This window comes from Burkholderia sp. BE12 (assembly GCF_002959955.1).
Classification (GTDB): domain Bacteria; phylum Pseudomonadota; class Gammaproteobacteria; order Burkholderiales; family Burkholderiaceae; genus Burkholderia.
Genome location: NZ_PREY01000007.1, coordinates 222,249 through 242,359, shown reverse-complemented (window position 1 = coordinate 242,359; position 20,111 = coordinate 222,249). Strand labels below are relative to the sequence as shown.

17 protein-coding genes are annotated in these 20,111 nt (G+C 67.8%); 9 read left to right on the top strand and 8 right to left on the bottom strand.

The features are described 5' to 3' along the window. Positions 1 to 192: 192 nt before the first annotated feature. Complete coding sequence (gene glnE, locus C4B30_RS10405) at positions 193 to 2,994, top strand: bifunctional [glutamate--ammonia ligase]-adenylyl-L-tyrosine phosphorylase/[glutamate--ammonia-ligase] adenylyltransferase (RefSeq protein ID WP_105132557.1); 2,802 nt, start codon at positions 193 to 195, stop codon at positions 2,992 to 2,994. Between the two features lie 93 nt (positions 2,995 to 3,087). On the opposite strand, the gene recN is transcribed toward glnE, so the two are convergent. Both recN and C4B30_RS10395 read right to left on the bottom strand, forming a co-directional pair. Next, positions 3,088 to 4,737 (bottom strand): DNA repair protein RecN, encoded by a 1,650-nt coding sequence (gene recN / locus C4B30_RS10400; protein ID WP_105132556.1) that lies wholly within the window; start codon positions 4,735 to 4,737, stop codon positions 3,088 to 3,090. 19 nt (positions 4,738 to 4,756) lie between these two features. Further along, complete coding sequence (locus C4B30_RS10395; RefSeq protein WP_027783617.1) at positions 4,757 to 5,659, bottom strand: NAD kinase; 903 nt, start codon at positions 5,657 to 5,659, stop codon at positions 4,757 to 4,759. Between the two features lie 131 nt (positions 5,660 to 5,790). On the opposite strand from C4B30_RS10395, the gene hrcA reads away from it, so the two are divergent. The 3 genes from hrcA to C4B30_RS10380 all read left to right on the top strand — a co-directional run bounded on the left by hrcA (position 5,791) and on the right by C4B30_RS10380 (position 8,723). Beyond that, on the top strand, positions 5,791 to 6,813 hold the full coding sequence (hrcA, locus tag C4B30_RS10390; RefSeq protein WP_027783618.1) for a heat-inducible transcriptional repressor HrcA: 1,023 nt from the start codon (positions 5,791 to 5,793) through the stop codon (positions 6,811 to 6,813). Positions 6,814 to 7,035: 222 nt separating this feature from the next. Further along, positions 7,036 to 8,100, top strand: coding sequence for a ferrochelatase (hemH, locus tag C4B30_RS10385; protein WP_105132570.1), 1,065 nt, complete (start codon positions 7,036 to 7,038; stop codon positions 8,098 to 8,100). Positions 8,101 to 8,315: 215 nt separating this feature from the next. Next, positions 8,316 to 8,723 carry an RNA-binding S4 domain-containing protein gene (locus tag C4B30_RS10380; RefSeq protein WP_027783620.1) on the top strand — a complete coding sequence of 136 codons (408 nt, stop codon included), beginning with the start codon at positions 8,316 to 8,318 and terminating at the stop codon, positions 8,721 to 8,723. Here C4B30_RS10380 and C4B30_RS35630 read toward each other — a convergent pair. Further along, positions 8,695 to 8,856, bottom strand: a complete 162-nt coding sequence (locus C4B30_RS35630; protein ID WP_006476841.1) for a hypothetical protein — start codon at positions 8,854 to 8,856, stop codon at positions 8,695 to 8,697. The genes C4B30_RS10380 and C4B30_RS35630 overlap by 29 nt on opposite strands. 352 nt (positions 8,857 to 9,208) lie before the next feature. On the opposite strand from C4B30_RS35630, the gene grpE reads away from it, so the two are divergent. The 5 genes from grpE (at position 9,209) to C4B30_RS10350 (ending at position 15,625) form a co-directional block, all read left to right on the top strand. Further along, positions 9,209 to 9,754 (top strand): nucleotide exchange factor GrpE, encoded by a 546-nt coding sequence (grpE, locus tag C4B30_RS10370; protein WP_027783621.1) that lies wholly within the window; start codon positions 9,209 to 9,211, stop codon positions 9,752 to 9,754. 10 nt (positions 9,755 to 9,764) lie between these two features. Beyond that, the gene (locus C4B30_RS10365; protein WP_105132555.1) at positions 9,765 to 10,208 is read left to right on the top strand and encodes a thioredoxin family protein; all 444 of its coding nucleotides are present in this window, start codon (positions 9,765 to 9,767) and stop codon (positions 10,206 to 10,208) included. A 147-nt stretch (positions 10,209 to 10,355) separates the two neighbouring features. After that, positions 10,356 to 12,308 (top strand): molecular chaperone DnaK, encoded by a 1,953-nt coding sequence (gene dnaK / locus C4B30_RS10360; RefSeq protein ID WP_027783623.1) that lies wholly within the window; start codon positions 10,356 to 10,358, stop codon positions 12,306 to 12,308. A gap of 253 nt (positions 12,309 to 12,561) precedes the next feature. Next, a complete protein-coding gene (dnaJ, locus tag C4B30_RS10355; RefSeq protein WP_027783624.1) occupies positions 12,562 to 13,698 on the top strand; it encodes a molecular chaperone DnaJ in 1,137 nt (378 codons plus the stop codon). Positions 13,699 to 13,702: 4 nt separating this feature from the next. Then, the gene (locus C4B30_RS10350) at positions 13,703 to 15,625 is read left to right on the top strand and encodes a chorismate-binding protein (RefSeq protein ID WP_105132554.1); all 1,923 of its coding nucleotides are present in this window, start codon (positions 13,703 to 13,705) and stop codon (positions 15,623 to 15,625) included. 126 nt (positions 15,626 to 15,751) lie between these two features. Here C4B30_RS10350 and panB read toward each other — a convergent pair whose 3' ends face one another. From panB to C4B30_RS10325, 5 genes are read right to left on the bottom strand one after another with little or no spacing between them, the layout of a single operon-like run. Further along, positions 15,752 to 16,567 carry a 3-methyl-2-oxobutanoate hydroxymethyltransferase gene (gene panB / locus C4B30_RS10345; RefSeq protein ID WP_089499666.1) on the bottom strand — a complete coding sequence of 272 codons (816 nt, stop codon included), beginning with the start codon at positions 16,565 to 16,567 and terminating at the stop codon, positions 15,752 to 15,754. 41 nt (positions 16,568 to 16,608) lie between these two features. Continuing rightward, positions 16,609 to 17,295: a deoxynucleoside kinase gene (locus C4B30_RS10340; RefSeq protein WP_027783627.1), complete on the bottom strand. Its 687-nt coding sequence runs from the start codon at positions 17,293 to 17,295 to the stop codon at positions 16,609 to 16,611. Beyond that, the gene (gene folK / locus C4B30_RS10335; RefSeq protein WP_006476832.1) at positions 17,292 to 17,834 is read right to left on the bottom strand and encodes a 2-amino-4-hydroxy-6-hydroxymethyldihydropteridine diphosphokinase; all 543 of its coding nucleotides are present in this window, start codon (positions 17,832 to 17,834) and stop codon (positions 17,292 to 17,294) included. Before folK ends, C4B30_RS10340 begins: the two co-directional genes overlap by 4 nt. Positions 17,835 to 17,869: 35 nt before the next feature. Continuing rightward, entirely contained in the window at positions 17,870 to 19,426 is a 1,557-nt protein-coding gene (gene pcnB, locus C4B30_RS10330) for a polynucleotide adenylyltransferase PcnB (protein WP_105132553.1), read from the bottom strand. Positions 19,427 to 19,431: 5 nt separating this feature from the next. Beyond that, a complete protein-coding gene (locus C4B30_RS10325; RefSeq protein ID WP_105132552.1) occupies positions 19,432 to 20,109 on the bottom strand; it encodes an HAD family hydrolase in 678 nt (225 codons plus the stop codon). Positions 20,110 to 20,111 lie beyond the last annotated feature (2 nt).

Sequence of the window (20,111 nt, the reverse complement as noted above, 5' to 3'; positions counted from 1 at the left end):
GTTGAAATGTATCACACGGGTCCGTGCCGGCGGCCGTTGCGGCAGCACGGCACGGGCTTTCCGGCGCGCGGTGTCGCGACGGGCGCACGGGCGTCCGGCGAGGCCGCGCCGAGTCCATGGGGCCGGTCGGCAGCGGGGCGCGCACGCGCCGGCCCGCTGCCAGCCCGGCCTTTCCGCCAGGCCCGCTTCTCGATGACCGACGCTTCCGCCCTGATCAGCACGTCCTATTCCCGATACCTTGCCCGCGCGGCTGCCGCGCGGCCCGCGCTGGCCGAGCGGGTCGCCACGTGGGCGGCCGCGCCGCTCGGCCGCGCGCAGCTCGACGCGCGCTTGACCGAGCTGCTCGCGACGCCGGCCGGCACGGCCGTGCCGGGCGACGAGCAACTGAAGCGCGCGCTGCGGCAATTGCGCGCCGAGGCGTTCGGCGCGGTCGCGGAGCGCGACCTGCGCGGCCTGGCGGACGTCGCCGAGGTAACGGGCGCGATGACCGATCTCGCCGAAGTGGCCGTGCAGCGCTCGCTGGCGCTGCTGTCGGCCGAACTCGAGGCGCTGTACGGCGAGCCGCGCGGCGCCGACGGCCAGCGCGTCGTGCTCGGCGTGGTCGGGATGGGCAAGCTCGGCGGCCGCGAACTGAACGTATCGTCGGACATCGACCTGATCTTCGTCTACGAGGACGACGGCGAGACCACCGGCGGCGCACGTTCGCCGCTGTCCACGCAGGAATACTTCACGCGGCTCGGCCGGCGGCTGATCGGCGTGCTGTCCGAGGTCACGGCCGACGGCTACGTGTTTCGCGTCGACATGCGGCTGCGCCCGAACGGCGATTCGGGGCCGCTCGTCTGCAGCCTCGGGATGCTCGAGGAGTACTTCTACGTACAGGGGCGCGAGTGGGAGCGCTATGCGTGGATCAAGGGGCGGCTCGTGTCGGAAGGCGACAGCGACGCGGCGCAGCGGCTGGCGGCGCAGCTGGAATCGATCGTCAAGCCGTTCGTGTACCGCCGCTATCTCGATTTCGGCGTGATCGGCGCGATCCGTTCGCTGCACCAGCAGATCCGGCACGAAGCCGCGCGGCGCGCGTCGATGCGGCCCGACAAGGCCGACGACATCAAGCTCGGGCGCGGCGGGATCCGCGAGATCGAGTTCAGCGCTCAGGTGTTCCAGTTGATTCGCGGCGGCCAGGATGCGGAATTCCGCGTGCGGCCGACGCTCGCGGTGCTGCGACATGCGCAGGCGCGCGGGCTGATCGGCGATGATGTCTGCGCCCGCCTGACCGACGCCTACCGCTTCCTGCGCACGCTCGAGCACCGGTTGCAGTACCGCAACGACGCGCAGACGCACGCGATGCCGGTCGAGCCCGACGAGCGCGCGGCACTGGCCGCGTCGCTCGGGTTTGCAGACTACGCGGCGCTGATGACGGTGCTGGACGGCCACCGCACGTTCGTCGAAGCGCAGTTCGACCAGATTTTTGCCGACAAGGCGAACGGCGCGCCGTGCGCGGCCGGCGACGACACGGCGGCCGCGTGGATCTGGAGCGGCGCGCTGGCCGACGACGGCGAGGACGACGCGCTGGTCGCGCGCCTCGACGGTCTCGGCTTCACCGATCCGGCCGCCGTGCTCGCGCGGTTGCGCGCGGTCTGGCAATCGTCGCGCTACACCGGACTGCCGGAAAAGAGCCGGCAGCGCTTCGACAGCGTCGCGCAGCGCGCGCTCGACGCCGCGCCGAAGATCGACGCCGCGCGTCGCGACGACACGATCGTGCGGCTGTTCGACCTGCTGGAGACCGTCAGCCGGCGCGGCGTCTATCTCGCGCTGCTGACCGAATATCCGGCCGCGCTCGACCGTGTGCTGTCGGTGCTCGGCGCGACGCGCTGGGGCGGCGGCTACCTGATCCGCCATCCGCAACTGCTCGACGAGCTGCTCGACGACGAGGCGATCGCGAGCCCGTTCGACTGGCCCGCGTTCAAGGATGCGCTGCGCGCGCGGCTCGCGGCGGCCGACGGCCCCGAGCAGCAGATGGACTTGCTGCGCCACGCGCAGCACGCGGAGGTGTTCCGGATCCTGCTGATCGATCTGGCCGGGCAACTGTCGGTCGAGCATGTGAGCGACCGGCTGTCCGAGCTGGCCGACGCGGTGCTCGACGTGACGATCGAAGTCGTCTGGTCGCAGCTCGCGAAGCGCCATCGCGACGTGCCGAAGTTCGCGGTGATCGCGTACGGCAAGCTGGGCGGCAAGGAGCTCGGCTACGCGTCGGATCTCGACCTGATCTTCCTGTACGACGACCCGGACGAGCGTTCGGCGGACGTCTACACGACCTTCACGCGGCGCCTGATCACGTGGCTCACGACCGCGACCGGCGCGGGCGCGCTGTTCGACATCGACCTGCGGTTGCGGCCGAACGGCGAGGCCGGGCTGCTTGTCACCGATCTCGACGCGTTCCGCCGCTATCAGCTGCGCGAGGGCGACGCCGCCAACACCGCGTGGGTGTGGGAGCACCAGGCGCTGACGCGCGCCCGCTACAGCGCGGGCGATGCGCAGATCGGCGCGGATTTCGAGGCGATCCGCCAGCAGGTGCTGACGACGCCGCGCGACGGCGGCGTGCTTGCCAAGGAGATCGTCGACATGCGCGGCAAGGTGTTTGCCGGCCATCCGAACCAGACCGAACTGTTCGACCTGAAGCACGATCGCGGCGGGATGGTCGACATCGAGTTCATCGTCCAGTACTGGGTGCTGCTGCATGCGTCGAGCGACGCCGAGCTGATCCGCAATACCGGCAACATCGCGCTGCTGCGCGAGGTCGCGCGCTTCGGGCTGATGAGCGAGGACGAGGCCGAGTGCGTCGGCGCCGCGTACCGCAAATACCGGAAGCTGCAGCACAAGCTGCGGCTCGACGGGATGGAGAAGGCGCGCGTCGATCCGGCAGTGGTGGCCGACGAGCGGGCGGCCGTGACGGCGCTGTGGACGCGCGTGTTCGGCGCGGTTGAAACGGGCGTTTGAACGGAAGGCGGGTGGCGGGCGCGGCATCGATCCGCGTACCGCCCTGAATTGAACGTGCGAGCCCTTTCGTTTCGGGCGGGACGGGCGGCCGCGTCAGGCCGCCAGCATTTCCTTCGCGTGCTTGCGCGTGGTGGCCGTGATTTCGAGCCCGCCGAGCATCCGCGCGACTTCCTCGATCCGGTTGGCGCGGTCGAGCGCGACGACCGTCGAGACCGTGCCGCCGCGCTCGTCGGCGCCCTTTGCCACCTGGAAATGATGGTCGCCGCGCGCGGCGACCTGCGGCAGGTGCGTCACGCACAACACCTGACGGTCGCGCCCGAGCTGGTGCAACAGGCGGCCGACCACTTCGGCGACGCCGCCGCCGATTCCCGTATCGACTTCGTCGAAGATCAGCGTCGGCGTCGGGCTCGCCGCGCTGGCGATGACCGCGAGCGCGAGGCTGATCCGCGCGAGTTCGCCGCCCGACGCGACCTTCGCGAGCGGCCGCAGCGGCACGCCCGGGTGCCCGGCCACGCGGAATTCGACCTGCTCGAGCCCGTGCGGGCCGCCGTCCGCGAGCGGCACGAGCGCGACTTCGAAGCTTCCGCCCGCCATCGACAATTCCTGCATGCCGGCCGTGACGGCCGTGCCGAGCGCCTTGGCGGCCTGCGCGCGTGCCTTCGACAGGCGTTTGGCGTCGGCGAGATAGGCTTCCCGCGCCTTGGCCTGCGCCGCCTCGAGCGCGCCGAGATCGGCGGCCGCGTCGAGCGCGGCGAGCTGGGCGCGGCGCGCCGCATGCTCTTCGTGCAGCGTGTTGGGCGGCAGCCGGAACTTGCGGGCGGTCGAGTGCAGCGCGTCGAGACGCGTTTCGACCTGCGCGAGCCGCTCGGGGTCGAGATCGACGCGCTGTGCATAGTGCGACAGCGAATAGACGGCTTCCTGCAACTGGATCTCGGCCGGTTCCAGCGACGCGAGCGCATCGCCGAGCGCGGTGTCGTAATCGGCCAGGCCGCGCAGTTTCGACACGATCGCGCCGAGCTGCGCGAGCATCGCGTCGTCGGACTCGGACAGCGCGTTGAGCGCGCCGCGCACGCCTTCGATCAGGTTCGCCGAATGCGACAGGCGCTTGTGTTCGTTGCTGACTTCGTCCCATTCGCCGGCTTGCGGCGCGAGCTTGTCGAGTTCGGCGAGCTGCCACGCGAGCTTTTCGCGTTCGAGCTGCAACTCGCGCTCGTGCGCCTTCGCGGCGTCGATCGCCTGCGTCGCGTCGCGCCACACGCGCCAGGCGCGCGCGACGTTCGCGGCATCGGCGACGAGCCCCGCGTGCGTGTCGAACAGCTCGCGCTGCGCGTCGGGCCGCATCAGCAACTGGTGCGCGTGCTGGCCGTGGATGTCGACGAGCATCTCGCCGAGCTCGCGCAGTTGCGCGAGTGTCGCGCTGGTGCCGTTGATGAACGCGCGCGACCGGCCGTTCGCGTCGATCACGCGGCGCAGCATCACGGTATCCTCGGCGTCGAACGCGTGTTCGTCGAGCCAGCGCGCGACGCGGTCGTGCGGCGTGAATTCGGCCGTGATGTCGGCGCGGCCGCAGCCGGTGCGCACGACGCTCGCGTCGGTACGTTCGCCGAGCGCGAGGGCGAGGGCGTCGATCAGGATCGATTTACCGGCGCCGGTTTCGCCGGAAAAGACGGAGAAGCCGCTGTCGAATTCGAGATCGAGCGCGGCGACGATGACGAAGTCGCGGATCGAGAGGTGGCGGAGCATGGTGTCGGGCGGGGCGGCGTCAGGACGCCTTGTCGTCTTCGTTCGATGCGTGTTCGTTCCAGTGCAGCTTCTTGCGCAGCGTCGTGTAGTAGCTGTAGCCGATCGGGTGCAGGAACGGCACGGTGTGCTTCGAGCGGCGCACCTCGATCGTATCGTTCAGCTCGAGCGACGTGAACGACTGCATGTCGAAATTCACGTTGACGTCGCGGCCGCCGACGATCTGGATCGCGATCTTCGAGTCGTCGGGCAGCACGATCGGCCGGTTCGACAGCGCGTGCGGCGCGATCGGCACGAGCACGACGCCCGCCAGCTGCGGATGCAGGATCGGGCCGGCCGACGACAGCGCATACGCGGTCGAGCCGGTGGGCGTCGCGACGATCAGCCCGTCCGAGCGCTGGTTGTACATGTAACGGCCGTCGACCGACGCACGCAGCTCGACCATCCCGGAGAAGCCGCTGCGGTTCACGACGACGTCGTTGAACGCGAGCGCGTGGTAGATCGGTTCGCCGTCGCGCACGATCCGCGCCTCGAGCAGCGAGCGCTCCTCGCGCTCGAACTTGCCGGCCAGCATCACGGGGACGAGCGCGTGCATGTCGGATGCCGCGATGTCGGTGATGAAGCCGAGCCGCCCGTGGTTGATCCCGATCAGCGGTGTCCGGTACGGCGCAAGCTGGCGGCCGATGCCGAGCATCGTGCCGTCGCCGCCGAGCACGATCGCCACGTCCGCTCGCGCCCCGATTTCGGCCGGGGTGAGCGCCGGGTAGCCGGCGATGCCGATTTCCCGCGCGGTCTCGCTTTCGAAGACGACCTCGAAGCCGAGCGTGGCGATGCTGTCCGCCAGCGTGGCGAGCGGCTCGGCGATGCCGGGCGTGTTGCTCCGGCCGACGAGCGCGACAGTATTGAACTGATTACCGGTTTTCATGCCGGCATTACACCATAGCTCGTTGACGAAAAGAACCGGCTGTGCGCGGACGGGGCCGGATCGGCTCGGCCCGCGCAACGGTGGCCGACGCCACTCGCCGCGGTCGCGCCGTTGCGCTAAAATTTTCCACCATGCTAGATCCTCGCGCACGAACCCTCCTGAAAACCCTGATCGAACGGTATATCGCCGACGGTCAGCCAGTCGGATCGCGCACGTTGTCCCGTTACTCCGGGCTCGAGCTGAGCCCGGCGACGATCCGCAACGTGATGTCCGACCTGGAGGAGCTCGGCCTCGTGTCGAGCCCGCACACGTCGGCCGGCCGCATCCCGACGCCGCGCGGCTACCGGCTGTTCGTCGATACGATGCTGACGGTCGAGGCGCCGATCGACGCCGAGGCCGTCGCGCGCCAGGTGCAGAACACGCTGCAGGCCGGCGAGCCGCAGCAGCGGGTGGTTGCCGCCGCCGCGAGCGTGCTGTCGAACCTGTCGCAGTTCGCGGGCGTCGTGCTGACGCCGCGCCGCAGCCACGTGTTCAAGCAGATCGAGTTCATGCGCCTGTCCGACAAGCGCATCCTGCTGATCATCGTCACGCCCGAGGGCGACGTGCAGAACCGCATGCTCGCAACGCCGCGTGACTATTCGCCGTCGCAGCTGACCGAGGCGTCCAACTACATCAATGCGCATTTCGCCGGCCTGTCGTTCGACGAGGTGCGCCGCCGCCTGCGCGACGAGATCGACCAGCTGCGCGGCGACATGACGACGCTGATGCACGCGGCCGTGACGGCCAGCACCGAGGTGCCCGACACCGAGGACACCGTGCTGATTTCCGGTGAGCGCAACCTGCTCGAAGTGGCGGACCTGTCGTCCGACATGGCACGACTGCGCAAGCTGTTTGACGTATTCGACCAAAAGACGGGCCTCCTGCAACTGCTCGACGTGTCGAGCCACGCCCAGGGCGTGCAGATCTTCATCGGCGGCGAATCGACGCTCGTGCCGATCGAGGAAATGAGCGTCGTCACCGCGCCGTACGAGGTGAACGGGCAGATCGTCGGCACGCTCGGCGTGATCGGCCCGACCCGCATGGCGTACAACCGCGTGATACCGATCGTCGACATCACCGCGCGCCTGCTGTCGCTGACGCTGAGCCAGCAATAACCCGCGATCGCCGGCGAATTGCCGGCGGATGGCCGGCGAATGGCCGGCGGATGGCCGGCGAATGGCCGGCGAATGGCCGGCGAATGTCCGACAATCGCCAGCCCGATCCCGCCCCGCTATCGTGCCGCGGCGCCGCTTGCGGCGACAGTCGGCCGAACGGCACGGGGCGGCCCGCTATAATCAAGGGCCGTCCGGTCCCGTGCCCCGAGCACGTTCTTGCCCATGCGTTTCGATCTTGAGCCGCCTTCGAGCGTCGCGGCCGCCCATCGCATCGGTGTGCTGCTGATCAATCTAGGCACGCCCGACGCGCCCACGCCGCGCGCGGTGCGGCGCTACCTGGCCGAATTCCTGTCGGATCCGCGGGTCGTCGAAATCCCGCAGGCCGTCTGGCAGGTGCTGCTGCGCACGCTGATCCTGCCGCTGCGCGGCCGCGCGTCCGCGAAGAAATACGCGGCCGTCTGGATGCCCGAGGGCTCGCCGCTGCGCGTGTACACCGAGCGTCAGACCGACAGCGTGCGGCATCTGCTCGTGTCGAACGGCTATCACGTGATGGTCGACTACGCGATGCGCTACGGCAGCCCGAACATTTCGCACGCGCTCGCGCAGTTCAAGCGCGCGGGCGTCGAGCGCGTGCTGTTGATGCCGATGTATCCGCAATACTCGGCGTCGACCACGGCCACCGCGTTCGATGCCGCGTTCGACGCGCTCGCGCGCATGCGCAATCAGCCGGAAGTGCGTACCGTGCGGCACTACGCCGACCATCCGGCCTATATCCATGCGCTGGCCGAGCAGGTGCGCCAGTACTGGGCGCAGCACGGCCGGCCCGATTTCGCGGCCGGCGACAAGCTGGTGCTGAGTTTCCACGGCGTGCCGAAGCGCACGCTCGACCTGGGCGATCCGTATCACGACCAGTGCCAGCAGACGGGCGCGTTGCTGATGGCCGCGCTCGGGCTGTCGGGTACCGAATGCCGCGTCACGTTCCAGTCGCGCTTCGGCGAGGCCGAATGGCTGCAGCCGTACACCGCGCCGACGTTGCGCGAATTCGGCGAGGCCGGCGTGCGGCGGGCGGACGTGTTCTGCCCCGGCTTCACGGCCGATTGCCTGGAGACGATCGAGGAAATCGGCATGGAAGTGCGCGACGAGTTCCTCGCCGGCGGCGGCAAGACCTTCCACCGCATTCCGTGTCTGAACGGTGCGTCCGCGTGGATCGGCGCGATCGGCGAGATCGTCGCGGAGAATCTGCAGGGCTGGCCCGTCAAGGCCGCGCAGCCCGAAACGGTAGGTTGAGATGAAACGATCTCCACGCGCTTTTCGTTCGCTGTTTTCCGAGGGGGCAGTCAGCCTCCTCGGGCCGGCCCGGCGGAGGCTGACATGAAACGAACCCCACGCTCACTTCGTTCGCTGTCGACCGGAGTAGGCACTTCAGTGCTTACGCCGGTCCCATGCAAGGCGCCCCCCGAGGGGGCGGTCAACCCCCTTGGGGCGGCCCGGCGGAGGCTGACATGAACTACAAGATTTCCACGGAACCGGGCGCGAAGCTGCGCATCGACAAATGGCTGTGGGCGGCCCGGTTCTTCAAGACGCGCTCGCTCGCGACCGATGCGGTCGACAAGGGGCACGTGAGAATCGGCGGCGCGGCGGTCAAGCCGGCGAAGGACGTGCGGGTGGGCGACGAGGTCGAGATTGCGATCGACGGCATCGTCTGGCACATTGCCGTGCTTGGCGTGTGCGACGTGCGCGGGCCCGCGAGCGTCGCGCAGACGCTCTACGAGGAAACGGAAGCGGGACGGGCCGCGCGGCTCGCCGAACTGGAGCGGCGCCGCACGTATCGCGAGCCGGCGGCCGAACTGCACGGCCGGCCGACGAAGCGCGACCGGCGCATCATCGACAGATTTTCTGGTGGGAGCTGAACATCTGGTCGAACGTCGCCCGCGCGCTTCCGTATTCGGTCGTGCGGTCGGTGACGGCTCCCGACAGGCAGATGGTGGTGGTGCCGGCAATGAGTACCAGCGCGACCACCGATATCGCAAAGGTCAGTTTCACGGTACTCCCCTCGAGAACAAGGGTGAAAACGGCGCCAGGTGGATGTCAGGCGGCGGTCAGCTAGGGTAAACACGCTTTTCCGACGCTTGAGTGGAGTGTAGTGCAGCGGACCTGTGCGGAGCTAGTACTTGCTGGGTAAGCGTTGTTACAGGCCGTTTCGCCCGATCCGGCGCACTATGCGACGCCTGCCCCGGAAACCGCGCGGTTGTTTCGCGGCATTGGCGAATGCCGGCGAATGACCCTCTTGAAACCGCAGTTTTCGCCCTTATTTGCACCAACAATGTGCGGTGCCGCCGGGTATACGTCCGGCGGTGGCCGATTTGGCTTCAACCTCTAATCGACTTTCAGCGACATGGAAAACACGCAAGAGAACCCGGCTACCCCATCGGCCGAAGACATCGGCAGCGAGAAGCAGGCGGCGCAAGGCGCCGCACCCGCCGCCGAAGCCGCCGACGCGGCGCTCGCGGAGGCTCAAGCCAAGGTCGCCGAGCTCCAGGAAAGCTTCCTGCGGGCGAAGGCCGAGACCGAGAACGTGCGCCGCCGCGCGCAGGACGACGTGTCGAAGGCGCACAAGTTCGCGATCGAGAGCTTCGCGGAACACCTGCTGCCCGTGCTGGACAGCCTGGAAGCGGCCGTCGGCGATACCTCCGGCGACATCGCGAAGGTGCGCGAAGGCGTCGAGCTGACGCTGCGCCAGCTGACGAGCGCGCTCGAGAAGGGTCGCGTCGTCGCGATCAACCCGGTCGGCGAGAAGTTCGATCCGCATCAGCACCAGGCCATTTCGATGGTGCCGGCCGAGCAGGAACCGAACACCGTCGTCACGGTGCTGCAAAAGGGCTACATGATCGCCGACCGCGTGCTGCGCCCGGCGCTCGTCACCGTCGCCCAGCCGAAGTAAGGCGGCCGCCATGGTGCCCGCCGGCGTCGATCCGGCCGCGTTCGACGCGTTCGACATGCAGGCGCTCGACGCCGGCACGTTCGACGCGGCCGTCGACGGCGCGGGCGAAGCGCTCGCGGTGGTGTTCTTCTGGGGCGTCGACTGCTTCAACTGCGAGATCGCGAAGAAGGCGATGCTCGCCCAGCCCGACGCGATCCGCGCGCTGGGCCTGAAGTGGTTCCATTGCAACGTGTACGAACACCATCAGCTGGGGCGCCGCTTCGGGCTGCACGGCGTGCCGACGTGGTTCTTCTTCCACCGCGGCAAGCGGCTGGGCCGCGCGACGGGCTGGCATGGCCTCGCGCAGTTCGAGGCCGCCGTCGCGGCGGCACGCGCGAAGATCGACGCAGCGGCGGGTGCGTCGCCCGGCGAGGGCGTCGGCGGCCCGCACGATCCGCTAGCCGGCGGCGATTGAAAAAATTTAATATCCGCATCGCTCGTCGGGTCTTGAAAACGGATCGGACGGACGCATTTCGGGAACAGAGTTGAATTCTGGCGTGCGAAACCGCCTAAAAACGCGGCGTTTCGTGCAGCAAACAAGCATTTCTGGAGATTAGGAAAAATGGGAAAGATCATCGGTATTGACCTCGGCACCACGAACTCGTGCGTCGCCATCATGGAAGGCAACCAGGTCAAGGTCATCGAGAACTCGGAAGGCACGCGCACCACGCCGTCGATCATCGCGTACATGGACGACAACGAAGTTCTCGTCGGCGCGCCGGCCAAGCGCCAGTCGGTGACCAACCCGAAGAACACGCTGTTCGCCGTGAAGCGCCTGATCGGCCGCCGTTTCGAAGAGAAGGAAGTCCAGAAGGACATCGGCCTGATGCCGTACACGATCATCAAGGCCGACAACGGCGACGCATGGGTCGAAGCGCACGGCGAAAAGCTCGCGCCGCCGCAGGTGTCGGCTGAAGTGCTGCGCAAGATGAAGAAGACGGCCGAAGATTACCTCGGCGAGCCGGTCACGGAAGCCGTGATCACGGTGCCGGCGTACTTCAACGACAGCCAGCGCCAGGCGACCAAGGACGCCGGCCGTATCGCGGGCCTCGAAGTCAAGCGGATCATCAACGAGCCGACGGCAGCCGCGCTCGCGTTCGGTCTCGACAAGGTCGAGAAGGGCGACCGCAAGATCGCCGTGTACGACCTCGGCGGCGGCACGTTCGACGTGTCGATCATCGAGATCGCGGACGTCGACGGCGAAATGCAGTTCGAAGTGCTGTCGACCAACGGTGACACGTTCCTCGGCGGCGAGGACTTCGACCAGCGCATCATCGATTACATCATCGGCGAGTTCAAGAAGGAGCAGGGCGTCGACCTGTCGAAGGACGTGCTCGCGCTGCAGCGCCTGAAGGAAGCCGCCGAAAAGGCGAAGATCGAGCTGTCGTCGGGTCAGCAGACCGAAATCAACCTGCCGTACATCACGGCGGACGCATCGGGCCCGAAGCACTTGAACCTGAAGATCACCCGCGCGAAGCTGGAAGCGCTGGTGGAAGACCTCGTCGAGCGCACGATCGAACCGTGCCGCATCGCGATCAAGGACGCGGGCGTCAAGGTGTCGGACATCGACGACGTGATCCTCGTCGGCGGCCAGACGCGCATGCCGAAGGTCATGGAGAAGGTGAAGGAGTTCTTCGGCAAGGATCCGCGCCGTGACGTGAACCCGGACGAAGCCGTCGCCGTTGGTGCGGCGATCCAGGGCCAGGTGCTGTCGGGCGACCGCAAGGACGTGCTGCTGCTCGACGTGACCCCGCTGTCGCTCGGCATCGAGACGCTCGGCGGCGTGATGACGAAGATGATCAACAAGAACACGACGATCCCGACGAAGCACGCTCAGGTGTATTCGACGGCCGACGACAACCAGGGCGCCGTGACGATCAAGGTGTTCCAGGGCGAACGCGAAATGGCGGCGGGCAACAAGCTGCTCGGCGAGTTCAACCTCGAAGGCATCCCGCCGGCACCGCGCGGCGTGCCGCAGATCGAAGTGACCTTCGACATCGACGCGAACGGCATCCTGCACGTCGGCGCGAAGGACAAGGCGACCGGCAAGGAAAACAAGATCACGATCAAGGCGAACTCGGGCCTGTCCGAGGCCGAGATCGACCAGATGATCAAGGACGCGGAAGCGAACGCAGCGGAAGACCACAAGCTGCGCGAGCTGGCCGATTCGCGCAACCAGGGCGACGCGCTGGTCCACAGCACGAAGAAGGCGCTGACCGAGTACGGCGACAAGCTGGACGCGGGCGAGAAGGAAGCGATCGAAGCGGCGCTGAAGTCGCTCGAGGAAGCGCTGAAGGACACGTCGGCCGACAAGGCTGCGATCGACGCGAAGGTCGAGGAGCTCGGCAAGGTGTCGCAGAAGCTCGGCGAGAAGATGTACGCCGACATGCAGGCCCAGCAGGCGGGTGCGGCCGGCGCGGCGGGTGCTGCGGAAGGCGCGGCCCACGCGGGTGGTGCGCAACAGGCTGCCGACGACGTCGTCGACGCCGAGTTCAAGGAAGTGAAGAAGGACTAAGCCGGGTTGCCATGGCACCGCACGCCGCGCGCGAAACGCGCGCGGCGCGGCTGACAAGCGGTCTGTCTTTCCTTCCGGATGGCCGGATCGACTCCACGCCTGGCGGGCCTTGCGGCCCTCCGGGCACATTTGTTTTTTGGCGGGTGCTGCGCGAGCCGTCCACGGACGGTGCAGCGCCAGACGAGTCGAGAGACTTTACTGCGGGCGAAAGGAGCCGCCGCGTGCGCGATGCGTGGCGGCACAGTGAATCGATATGGCGAAACGGGATTACTACGAGGTTCTGGGCGTCGCGAAGAATGCGAGCGACGACGAAATCAAGAAGGCATATCGCAAGCTTGCGATGAAGTATCACCCTGACCGCAATCCGGACAGCAAGGATGCGGAGGAGCATTTCAAGGAGGCGAAGGAAGCCTATGAAATGCTGTCGGATGGTCAGAAGCGGGCCGCGTACGACCAGTACGGCCACGCGGGCGTCGATCCGAACATGGGCGGTGCGGGCGCGCAGGGCTTCGGCGGCTTCGCCGATGCATTCGGCGACATCTTCGGCGACATCTTCGGTCAGGCCGCGGGCGGTGCCGCGCGCGGCGGCCGCGGCGGCCCGCAGGTGTACCGCGGCGCCGACCTGCGCTACAGCATGGAAATCACGCTCGAGCAGGCTGCGCACGGCTACGACACGCAGATCCGCGTGCCGAGCTGGGTGTCGTGCGAAGTCTGCCACGGGTCGGGCGCGAAGCCCGGCACGAAGCCGGAAACCTGCCCGACCTGTCACGGCCAGGGCACGGTGCGCATGTCGCAGGGCTTCTTCAGCATCCAGCAGACCTGCCCGAAGTGCCATGGCACCGGCACCTACATCCCCGAGCCGTGCGTGCATTGCCACGGGTCGGGCAAGGTGAAGGAAACCAAGACGCTCGAAGTGAAGATCCCGGCCGGCATCGACGACGGGATGCGGATCCGCTCGGCCGGCAACGGCGAGCCGGGCATCAACGGCGGGCCGCCGGGCGATCTGTACGTCGAGATCCACATCAAGCCGCACGCGGTGTTCGAACGCGACGGCGACGATCTCCACTGCCAGATGCCGATTCCGTTCACGACCGCCGCACTCGGCGGCGAGATCGAGGTGCCGACGCTGGCCGGCCGTGCGTCGTTCCCGGTGCCGGAAGGCACGCAGTCGGGCAAGACGTTCCGCCTGCGCGGCAAGGGCATCAAGGGGCTGCGTTCGAGCATTGCGGGCGATCTGTACGTGCACGTGCAGGTCGAGACGCCCGTGAAGCTGACCGACCACCAGCGCGACCTGCTCAAGCAGTTCGAGAAGTCGCTGGCCGAGGGCGGCGCGCGTCACAGCCCGCAGAGCAAGAGCTGGTTCGATCGGGTGAAGAGCTTCTTCGAGTAACGGCATGACTGAAGGCAACGAGAGCGCGTCGTTCGCGCTCTTGGACGATTGCGACTCGACCGCGTCCTCGCGGTCGAGTCGTTTGTATTCGGGCTTCGTGCGCGAACGCGTGTGCACGGACCCGGCGCAGCTCGACGCCGTCGACGCGGCGCTCGCGCAGGATTTGCGCGACGGGCTGCATGCGGTCGTCGTCGGCGATTACGAATTCGGACGCAATCTGCAACGGGCGCAGCCGGGCCATGCCCCGCTGCGCTTTTTGCTGTATGCGCGCTGCGAGCGGCTGTCGCGCAACGACGTCGACGCGTGGCTCGCGCAGCAGGACGGCGGCGGCACGCCGTCGATCGCGGGCGTCGCGCATGTCGCGAAGAGCGTGTCGCGCGATGCGTTCGACGCGGCGATCGCCGCGGTGCACGACGCGCTGCGCGCGGGCGATTCGTATCAGGTCAATTACACGTACCGGCTGCATTTCGACGTGTTCGGCACGCCGCTCGCGCTGTACCGGCGGCTTCGCGCGCGCCAGCCGGTGCGGTACGGCGCGCTGATCGCGCTGCCGGACGGCGCGTGGGTCGTGTCGTGTTCGCCGGAGCTGTTCGTCGAGCGGCACGGCGACGTGCTGCGCGCGCGGCCGATGAAGGGCACCGCGCCGCGTTCGGGCGATCCGCAACGCGACGCCGAGGCAGCGGCATTCCTCGCGAACGACCCGAAGAACCGCGCGGAAAACGTGATGATCGTCGACCTGCTGCGCAACGACGTGTCGCGGATCGCGCGCACGGGGACGGTCAAGGTGCCGGCGTTGTTCTCGGTCGAGCCGTATGCGTCGGTGTGGCAGATGACGTCGACGGTCGAAGCCGGCTGGCGCGACGGCACGACGTTCGCGCAGATGCTGCGCGCGCTGTTTCCTTGTGGGTCGATCACGGGCGCGCCGAAGTACAAGACGATGCAGCTGATCGATACGATCGAGTCCACGCCGCGCGGGCTGTATACCGGTGCGATCGGCTGGCTCGACGCGCCGAAGGATGAGGCTGTATCCGTCGGCGCGGCGACGCCCGGCGGCGCGGCCGGTTGCGGCGATTTCTGCCTGTCGGTCGCGATCCGGACGCTGACGCTCGATGCGCTCGCAGCCGATGCTGCCGGGACGATCGCCACGCGCGACGCGGCAACGGCCGCTGCCGGCCGGCGGCGCGGCACGATGGGCGTCGGTGCGGGCATCGTGCTCGACAGCGTCGCGGCCGATGAATATGCGGAGTGCGAATTGAAAGCGCGATTCCTGACGGATGCTGACCCTGGCTTCCAGCTGTTCGAAACGACGGCCGCCACGCGGGTGGACGGGATTCGCCATCTCGATCGCCATCTCGCGCGGCTGCAACGCAGCGCGGATGCGTTCGGCTTTCGCTTCGATGCCGACGCGTTGCGTCGCGAGATCGACACACGCTGCGTGGCGCTCGACGGCGACGGCGCGTACCGGATGAAGCTCGCATTGGCGAAGGACGGCACGATCGAGATCGTCGCGGCGCCGCTCAAGCCGTTGCCGCCGGGGCCCGTCGGCGTGCTGCTGGCCTCCGCGCACGGCTTCGCGCCGACCCGCGCGAACGACGCGCTGCTGCTGCACAAGACGACGCGCCGCGCTGAATACGACCGTGCGTGGCAGGCGGCGGAGGCGCTCGGCGGGTTCGACATGCTGTTCGTCAACGAGCGTGGCGAGGTGACGGAAGGCGGGCGCTCGAATCTGTTCGTGAAGCTCGACGGTCGATGGGTGACGCCACCATTGTCGTGCGGCGTGCTGCCCGGCGTGATGCGCGGTGTGCTGCTCGACGATCCCGCATTCGGCGCGGTGGAGCGCGTCGTGACTCGTGACGATCTCGCGCGGGCGCAGGCGCTGCTGCTGACCAACGCACTGCGCGGCGCGCTCGACGCGGTGTTGAAATGATGCGATGACGATTCGGGCCGTGTGTCCGAACATTCGCTGCCGCTGGCCTTCGGCAACGTGGTATTCCAATAAAAAACGCGGCGCCCTTTGTGGGGCGCCGCGTTTTTCTACATCCAGCCCGTTACGTCAGAACGTATGCTCCGCTCCCGGGAACGAGCCGTCCTTCACCGCGCGCACATACGCTTCGACCGCCGCCTGAATATTCGGCTGGCCCTGCATGAAGTCCTTGACGAAGCGCGGCCGCTTGCCGGGAAAGATGCCGAGCATGTCGTGCAGCACCAGCACCTGGCCCGAGCAGTCCGCCCCCGCGCCGATGCCGATCGTCGGAATGCGCAGCATGTGCGTGACTTCGGACGCGACGAGCGTCGGCACGGCCTCGAGCACCACGAGCTGCGCGCCCGCGTCCTCGATCGCGCGCGCGTCGCGCAGCAATTGCGCGGCGCCGGCTTCGGTCTTGCCCTGCACCTTGAAGCCGCCGAACGCATGCACCGATTGCGGCGTCAGGCCGACGTGCGCGCACACGGGCACCGCGCGTTCGACCAGGAAGCGCACGGTGTCGGCGAGCCATTCGCCGCCTTCGAGCTTGACCATCTGCGCGCCGGCGCGCATCAGCTTGACCGAACTCGCGAACGCGTCGGCGGGCGTGCCGTACGTGCCGAATGGGAGGTCCGCGACGATCAGCGTGCGCGGCTGCGCGCGTGCGACGCAAGCGGTGTGATATGCGATGTCGTCGAGCGTGACGGGCAGGGTGGTGGTGTGCCCTTGCAGCACGTTGCCGAGCGAATCGCCGATCAGCAGGACGTCGGCGCCCGCGCGGTCGAGCAGCGCCGCGAAGCTCGCGTCGTAGCAGGTCAGCATCGCGATCTTCTCGCCGGCGTCGCGCATCGCCTGCAGTTTCGGCACGGTCACGGCAGGCCGGCTCGATTCCTGGAGATAGGTCATGGGGAATCCGGATCGATGGGTAAAAACAGCGGCGAGACGCGTCAGCGCGTCGTCTCGCCCTTGACGAAGAATTCCTTGCGGCCGCGCATCGTCTCGATGCGCTCGACCAGCAGGGCGAGATCCTCGGGGGAATCCAGCGGGTTCAGGTGTTCGGCCGCGACCGTCAGCACCGGCGTGCGGTCGTAGTGATAGAAGAATTCGTTGTACGCGTCGACGAGCGAGCGCAGGTATGCGTCGCTGATCTGCAGTTCCATCGGCATCCCGCGCTTCTGGATGCGCGAGAACAGCACTTCGGGGCTGGCCTGCAGATAGACGACGAGATCGGGCGACGGCGCCTGCGGCACGTCGACGTGCGTGGCGACCGAGCGATACAGCTGCCACTCGTCTTCCGGCAGGTTCAGCCGCGCGAAGATGTCGTTCTTCTGCGGCATGAAATCGGCGATGACGGGCCGGCCCGTGTCGAGCGCACCGATCAGCTCGCGCGCCTGCTGCGCGCGCTGCAGCGCGAACGACAGCTGGACGGGCAGCGCATAGCGCGCGGTGTCGCGATAGAAACGTTCGAGGAACGGGTTGTCCTGCGGGCGTTCGAGCAGCGTCTGCATCGACCAGCGCTCGGCGAGCAGGCGCGCGAGCGTCGTCTTGCCGACGCCGATCGGCCCTTCGATCACGAGATAGCGGTGCGGGGCGCGCAGGTCGGGCGCGGTGACGGTCAGCGGAGTCGAGTTCATCGGCAACGGGTCTTGTCGGCGTCTTCGCCGGCAGCGAGCGCCTTCTGCATCAGGCACTGGCAGGTCTGCACCTTTTCGACGCGCTGATCCGCGACGGCGGCGAGAAACGCGTCGGCACGGCCGCGCGCGGGGATGTCGAGCGCCGGCTCGATTTCGACGAGCGGTACGAGCGCGAACGCGCGGTCGGTGAGGCGCGGGTGCGGGACGATCAGGTCGGGTTCGTCGATCGAATCGGCGCCGAACAGCAGGATGTCGAGGTCGAGCGTGCGCGGCGCATTGCGATACGGGCGCTCGCGGCCGAAGTGATGTTCGATCTTCTGGCAGAGCGCGAGCAACTCGCGGGCCGACAGCGTCGTGTCGAGCTTGACGACGCAGTTGTAGTAGTCGTCGCCGCCCGCTTCGAACGGCGCCGTACGATACAGGCTCGACTTGCCGAGGATCGAGATGGTGCGCTGCTGCGCGAGGCACACCACCGCGTCCTTCAGGGTCTGGCGCGCATCGCCGAGATTCGCCCCCAATCCGATATATGCAACCGTCATGGCATCACTTCCTACGTCGTTCGCCGGCGCACGCGTCAGTCGTCGGAACCGCTCGCGGTACCGCCCGCGGTATCCGGCGCCTGCTCGGCGGCACCTTCACCCGGATTGCGGTTTCGCGCACCGCCGCGGCGGCGCCGCTTGCGGGGCGATTTTTCCTTCGAGCCGCCCTGCGTGAGCAATGCCTCGCGAGCGGCCGCGTCGCCTTCGATGAAATCCGTCCACCACTGTCCGACTTCCATATCGAGCTCGCCGGATTCGCAGCGTAACAGGAGGAAATCATACCCCGCTCTAAACCTTTGGTGTTCCAGCAGCCGCATCGCGCTGCGGCCCGAGCGTTTCTCGAGGCGCAACTGCAGGCCCCAGATCTCGCGCATGTCGGCCGAGTAACGCTTGTGGATCGCGAGTTTCTCGGTCTGCATGTCGAGCACGTCGTCCATCGCGCGATGGAGCGCCGGCACCGGGATTTCGCCCTCGGCCGTGTACTGCTCGAAGCGCTGGCGCATGTCGTGCCACAGCAGCGTCGCGAACAGGAAGCCCGGCGACACCGGCTTGCCGGCACGCACGCGCGCGTCGGTGTTGTTCAGCGCGAGCGTGATGAATTTCTCGCCCTGCGGCTGTTCGAGCACGACGTCGAGCAACGGCAGCAGCCCGTGATGCAGGCCTTCCTTGCGCAGCCGCTGCAGGCACGCGAGTGCGTGCCCCGACAGCAGCAGCTTCAGCATTTCGTCGAACAGGCGTGCGGCCGGCACGTTGTTGATCAGGTCGGCGAGCGAATGGATCGGCTCGCGCGTATGCGGTTCGATCTCGAAATCGAGTTTCGCCGCGAAGCGCACGACGCGCAGCATCCGCACCGGATCCTCGCGGAAGCGGGTGGCCGGATCGCCGATCATCCGCAACAGGCGGGCGCGTATGTCGGCCATCCCGTCGTGATAGTCGAGCACCGTCTGCGTCGACGGGTCGTAGTACATCGCGTTGATCGTGAAGTCGCGGCGCGCGGCGTCTTCGTGCTGCTCGCCCCACACGTTGTCGCGCAGCACGCGGCCGCTCGCATCGACCGCGTGCGTGCGGCGATCGAGTTCGTCGCGCTTCAGGCGCCTCGGCGGCCCGGCCGCGGCCGAGGCCGCCTCGGGCGGCGCGTCGACCAGCGCGCGGAACGTCGATACCTCGATCAGTTCCTGGCCGAACTGCACGTGGACGATCTGGAAGCGGCGGCCGATCAGGCGCGCGCGGCGGAACAGGCGCTGCACCTCGGTCGGCGTCGCGTCGGTCGCGACGTCGAAGTCCTTCGGCGCGATGCCGAGCAGCAGGTCGCGCACCGCGCCGCCGACGATGAACGCGCGAAAGCCCGCTTGCTGCAGCGTGTCGGTCACGCGCACCGCGTTCTTCGAGATCAGCGCCGGGTTGATGCCGTGCACGCTGGCCGGCACGACGGTCGGCTCATGGTTGCTGCGCGATTTCCTCGCGCCGCCGCCGCGGGCGCCCTTCGGGGCGCGCGGGACAGCAGGGGCCGCTTCGTCGGCCGGGGCCGCGGAGGGGGGCGTTTGCTCGATTTCGTCCTGTCCGAGCAGCTTGCGAATGAATTTTTTGATCACGACGTTCAGAAGAGATCCAGGATGCGCCAGCCGCGGTTGCTTGCATGCGCACGCAGCGTGTCGTCGGGGTTGGTCGCGATCGGGTCGGTGACTTTCTCGAGCAACGGGATGTCGTTGTGCGAGTCGCTGTAGAAATAGCTGTGTTCGAAGTCGTCCCAGTGCTTGCCGAGCGACGCGAGCCACGCTTCGGTGCGCACGATCTTGCCTTCGCGATAGCTCGGCGTGCCGGTCGGCCGGCCCGTGTACGGCGAATCGGGATGCCCGTCGGTCGTTTCGACCTCGCACGCGATCAGCGTGTCGACGCCGAACGCGGTCGCGATCGGGCGCGTGATGAATTCGTTGGTGGCCGTCACGACGCAGCACAGGTCGCCCGCATCGAGATGCTTGCGCACGAGTTCGAGCGCGGCGGGCGTCATCGCGGGGCGGATCACCTCGTGCATGTACTGCTCGTGCCATTCGGCGAGCTGTGCGCGCGAATACTTCGCGAGCGGCGTGAGCATCGCGCACAGGTACGCGTGGATGTCGAGCTGGCCGGCCTTGTAATCGGCGAAGAACTGGTCGTTCCGACGCGAGAAGCTTTCCGCGTCGACGATGCCGAGCTTCACCATGAAGCGACCCCATTCGTGGTCGCTATCGGTCGGAATCAGCGTGTGGTCGAGGTCAAAGAGTGCCAGATTGGTCATGG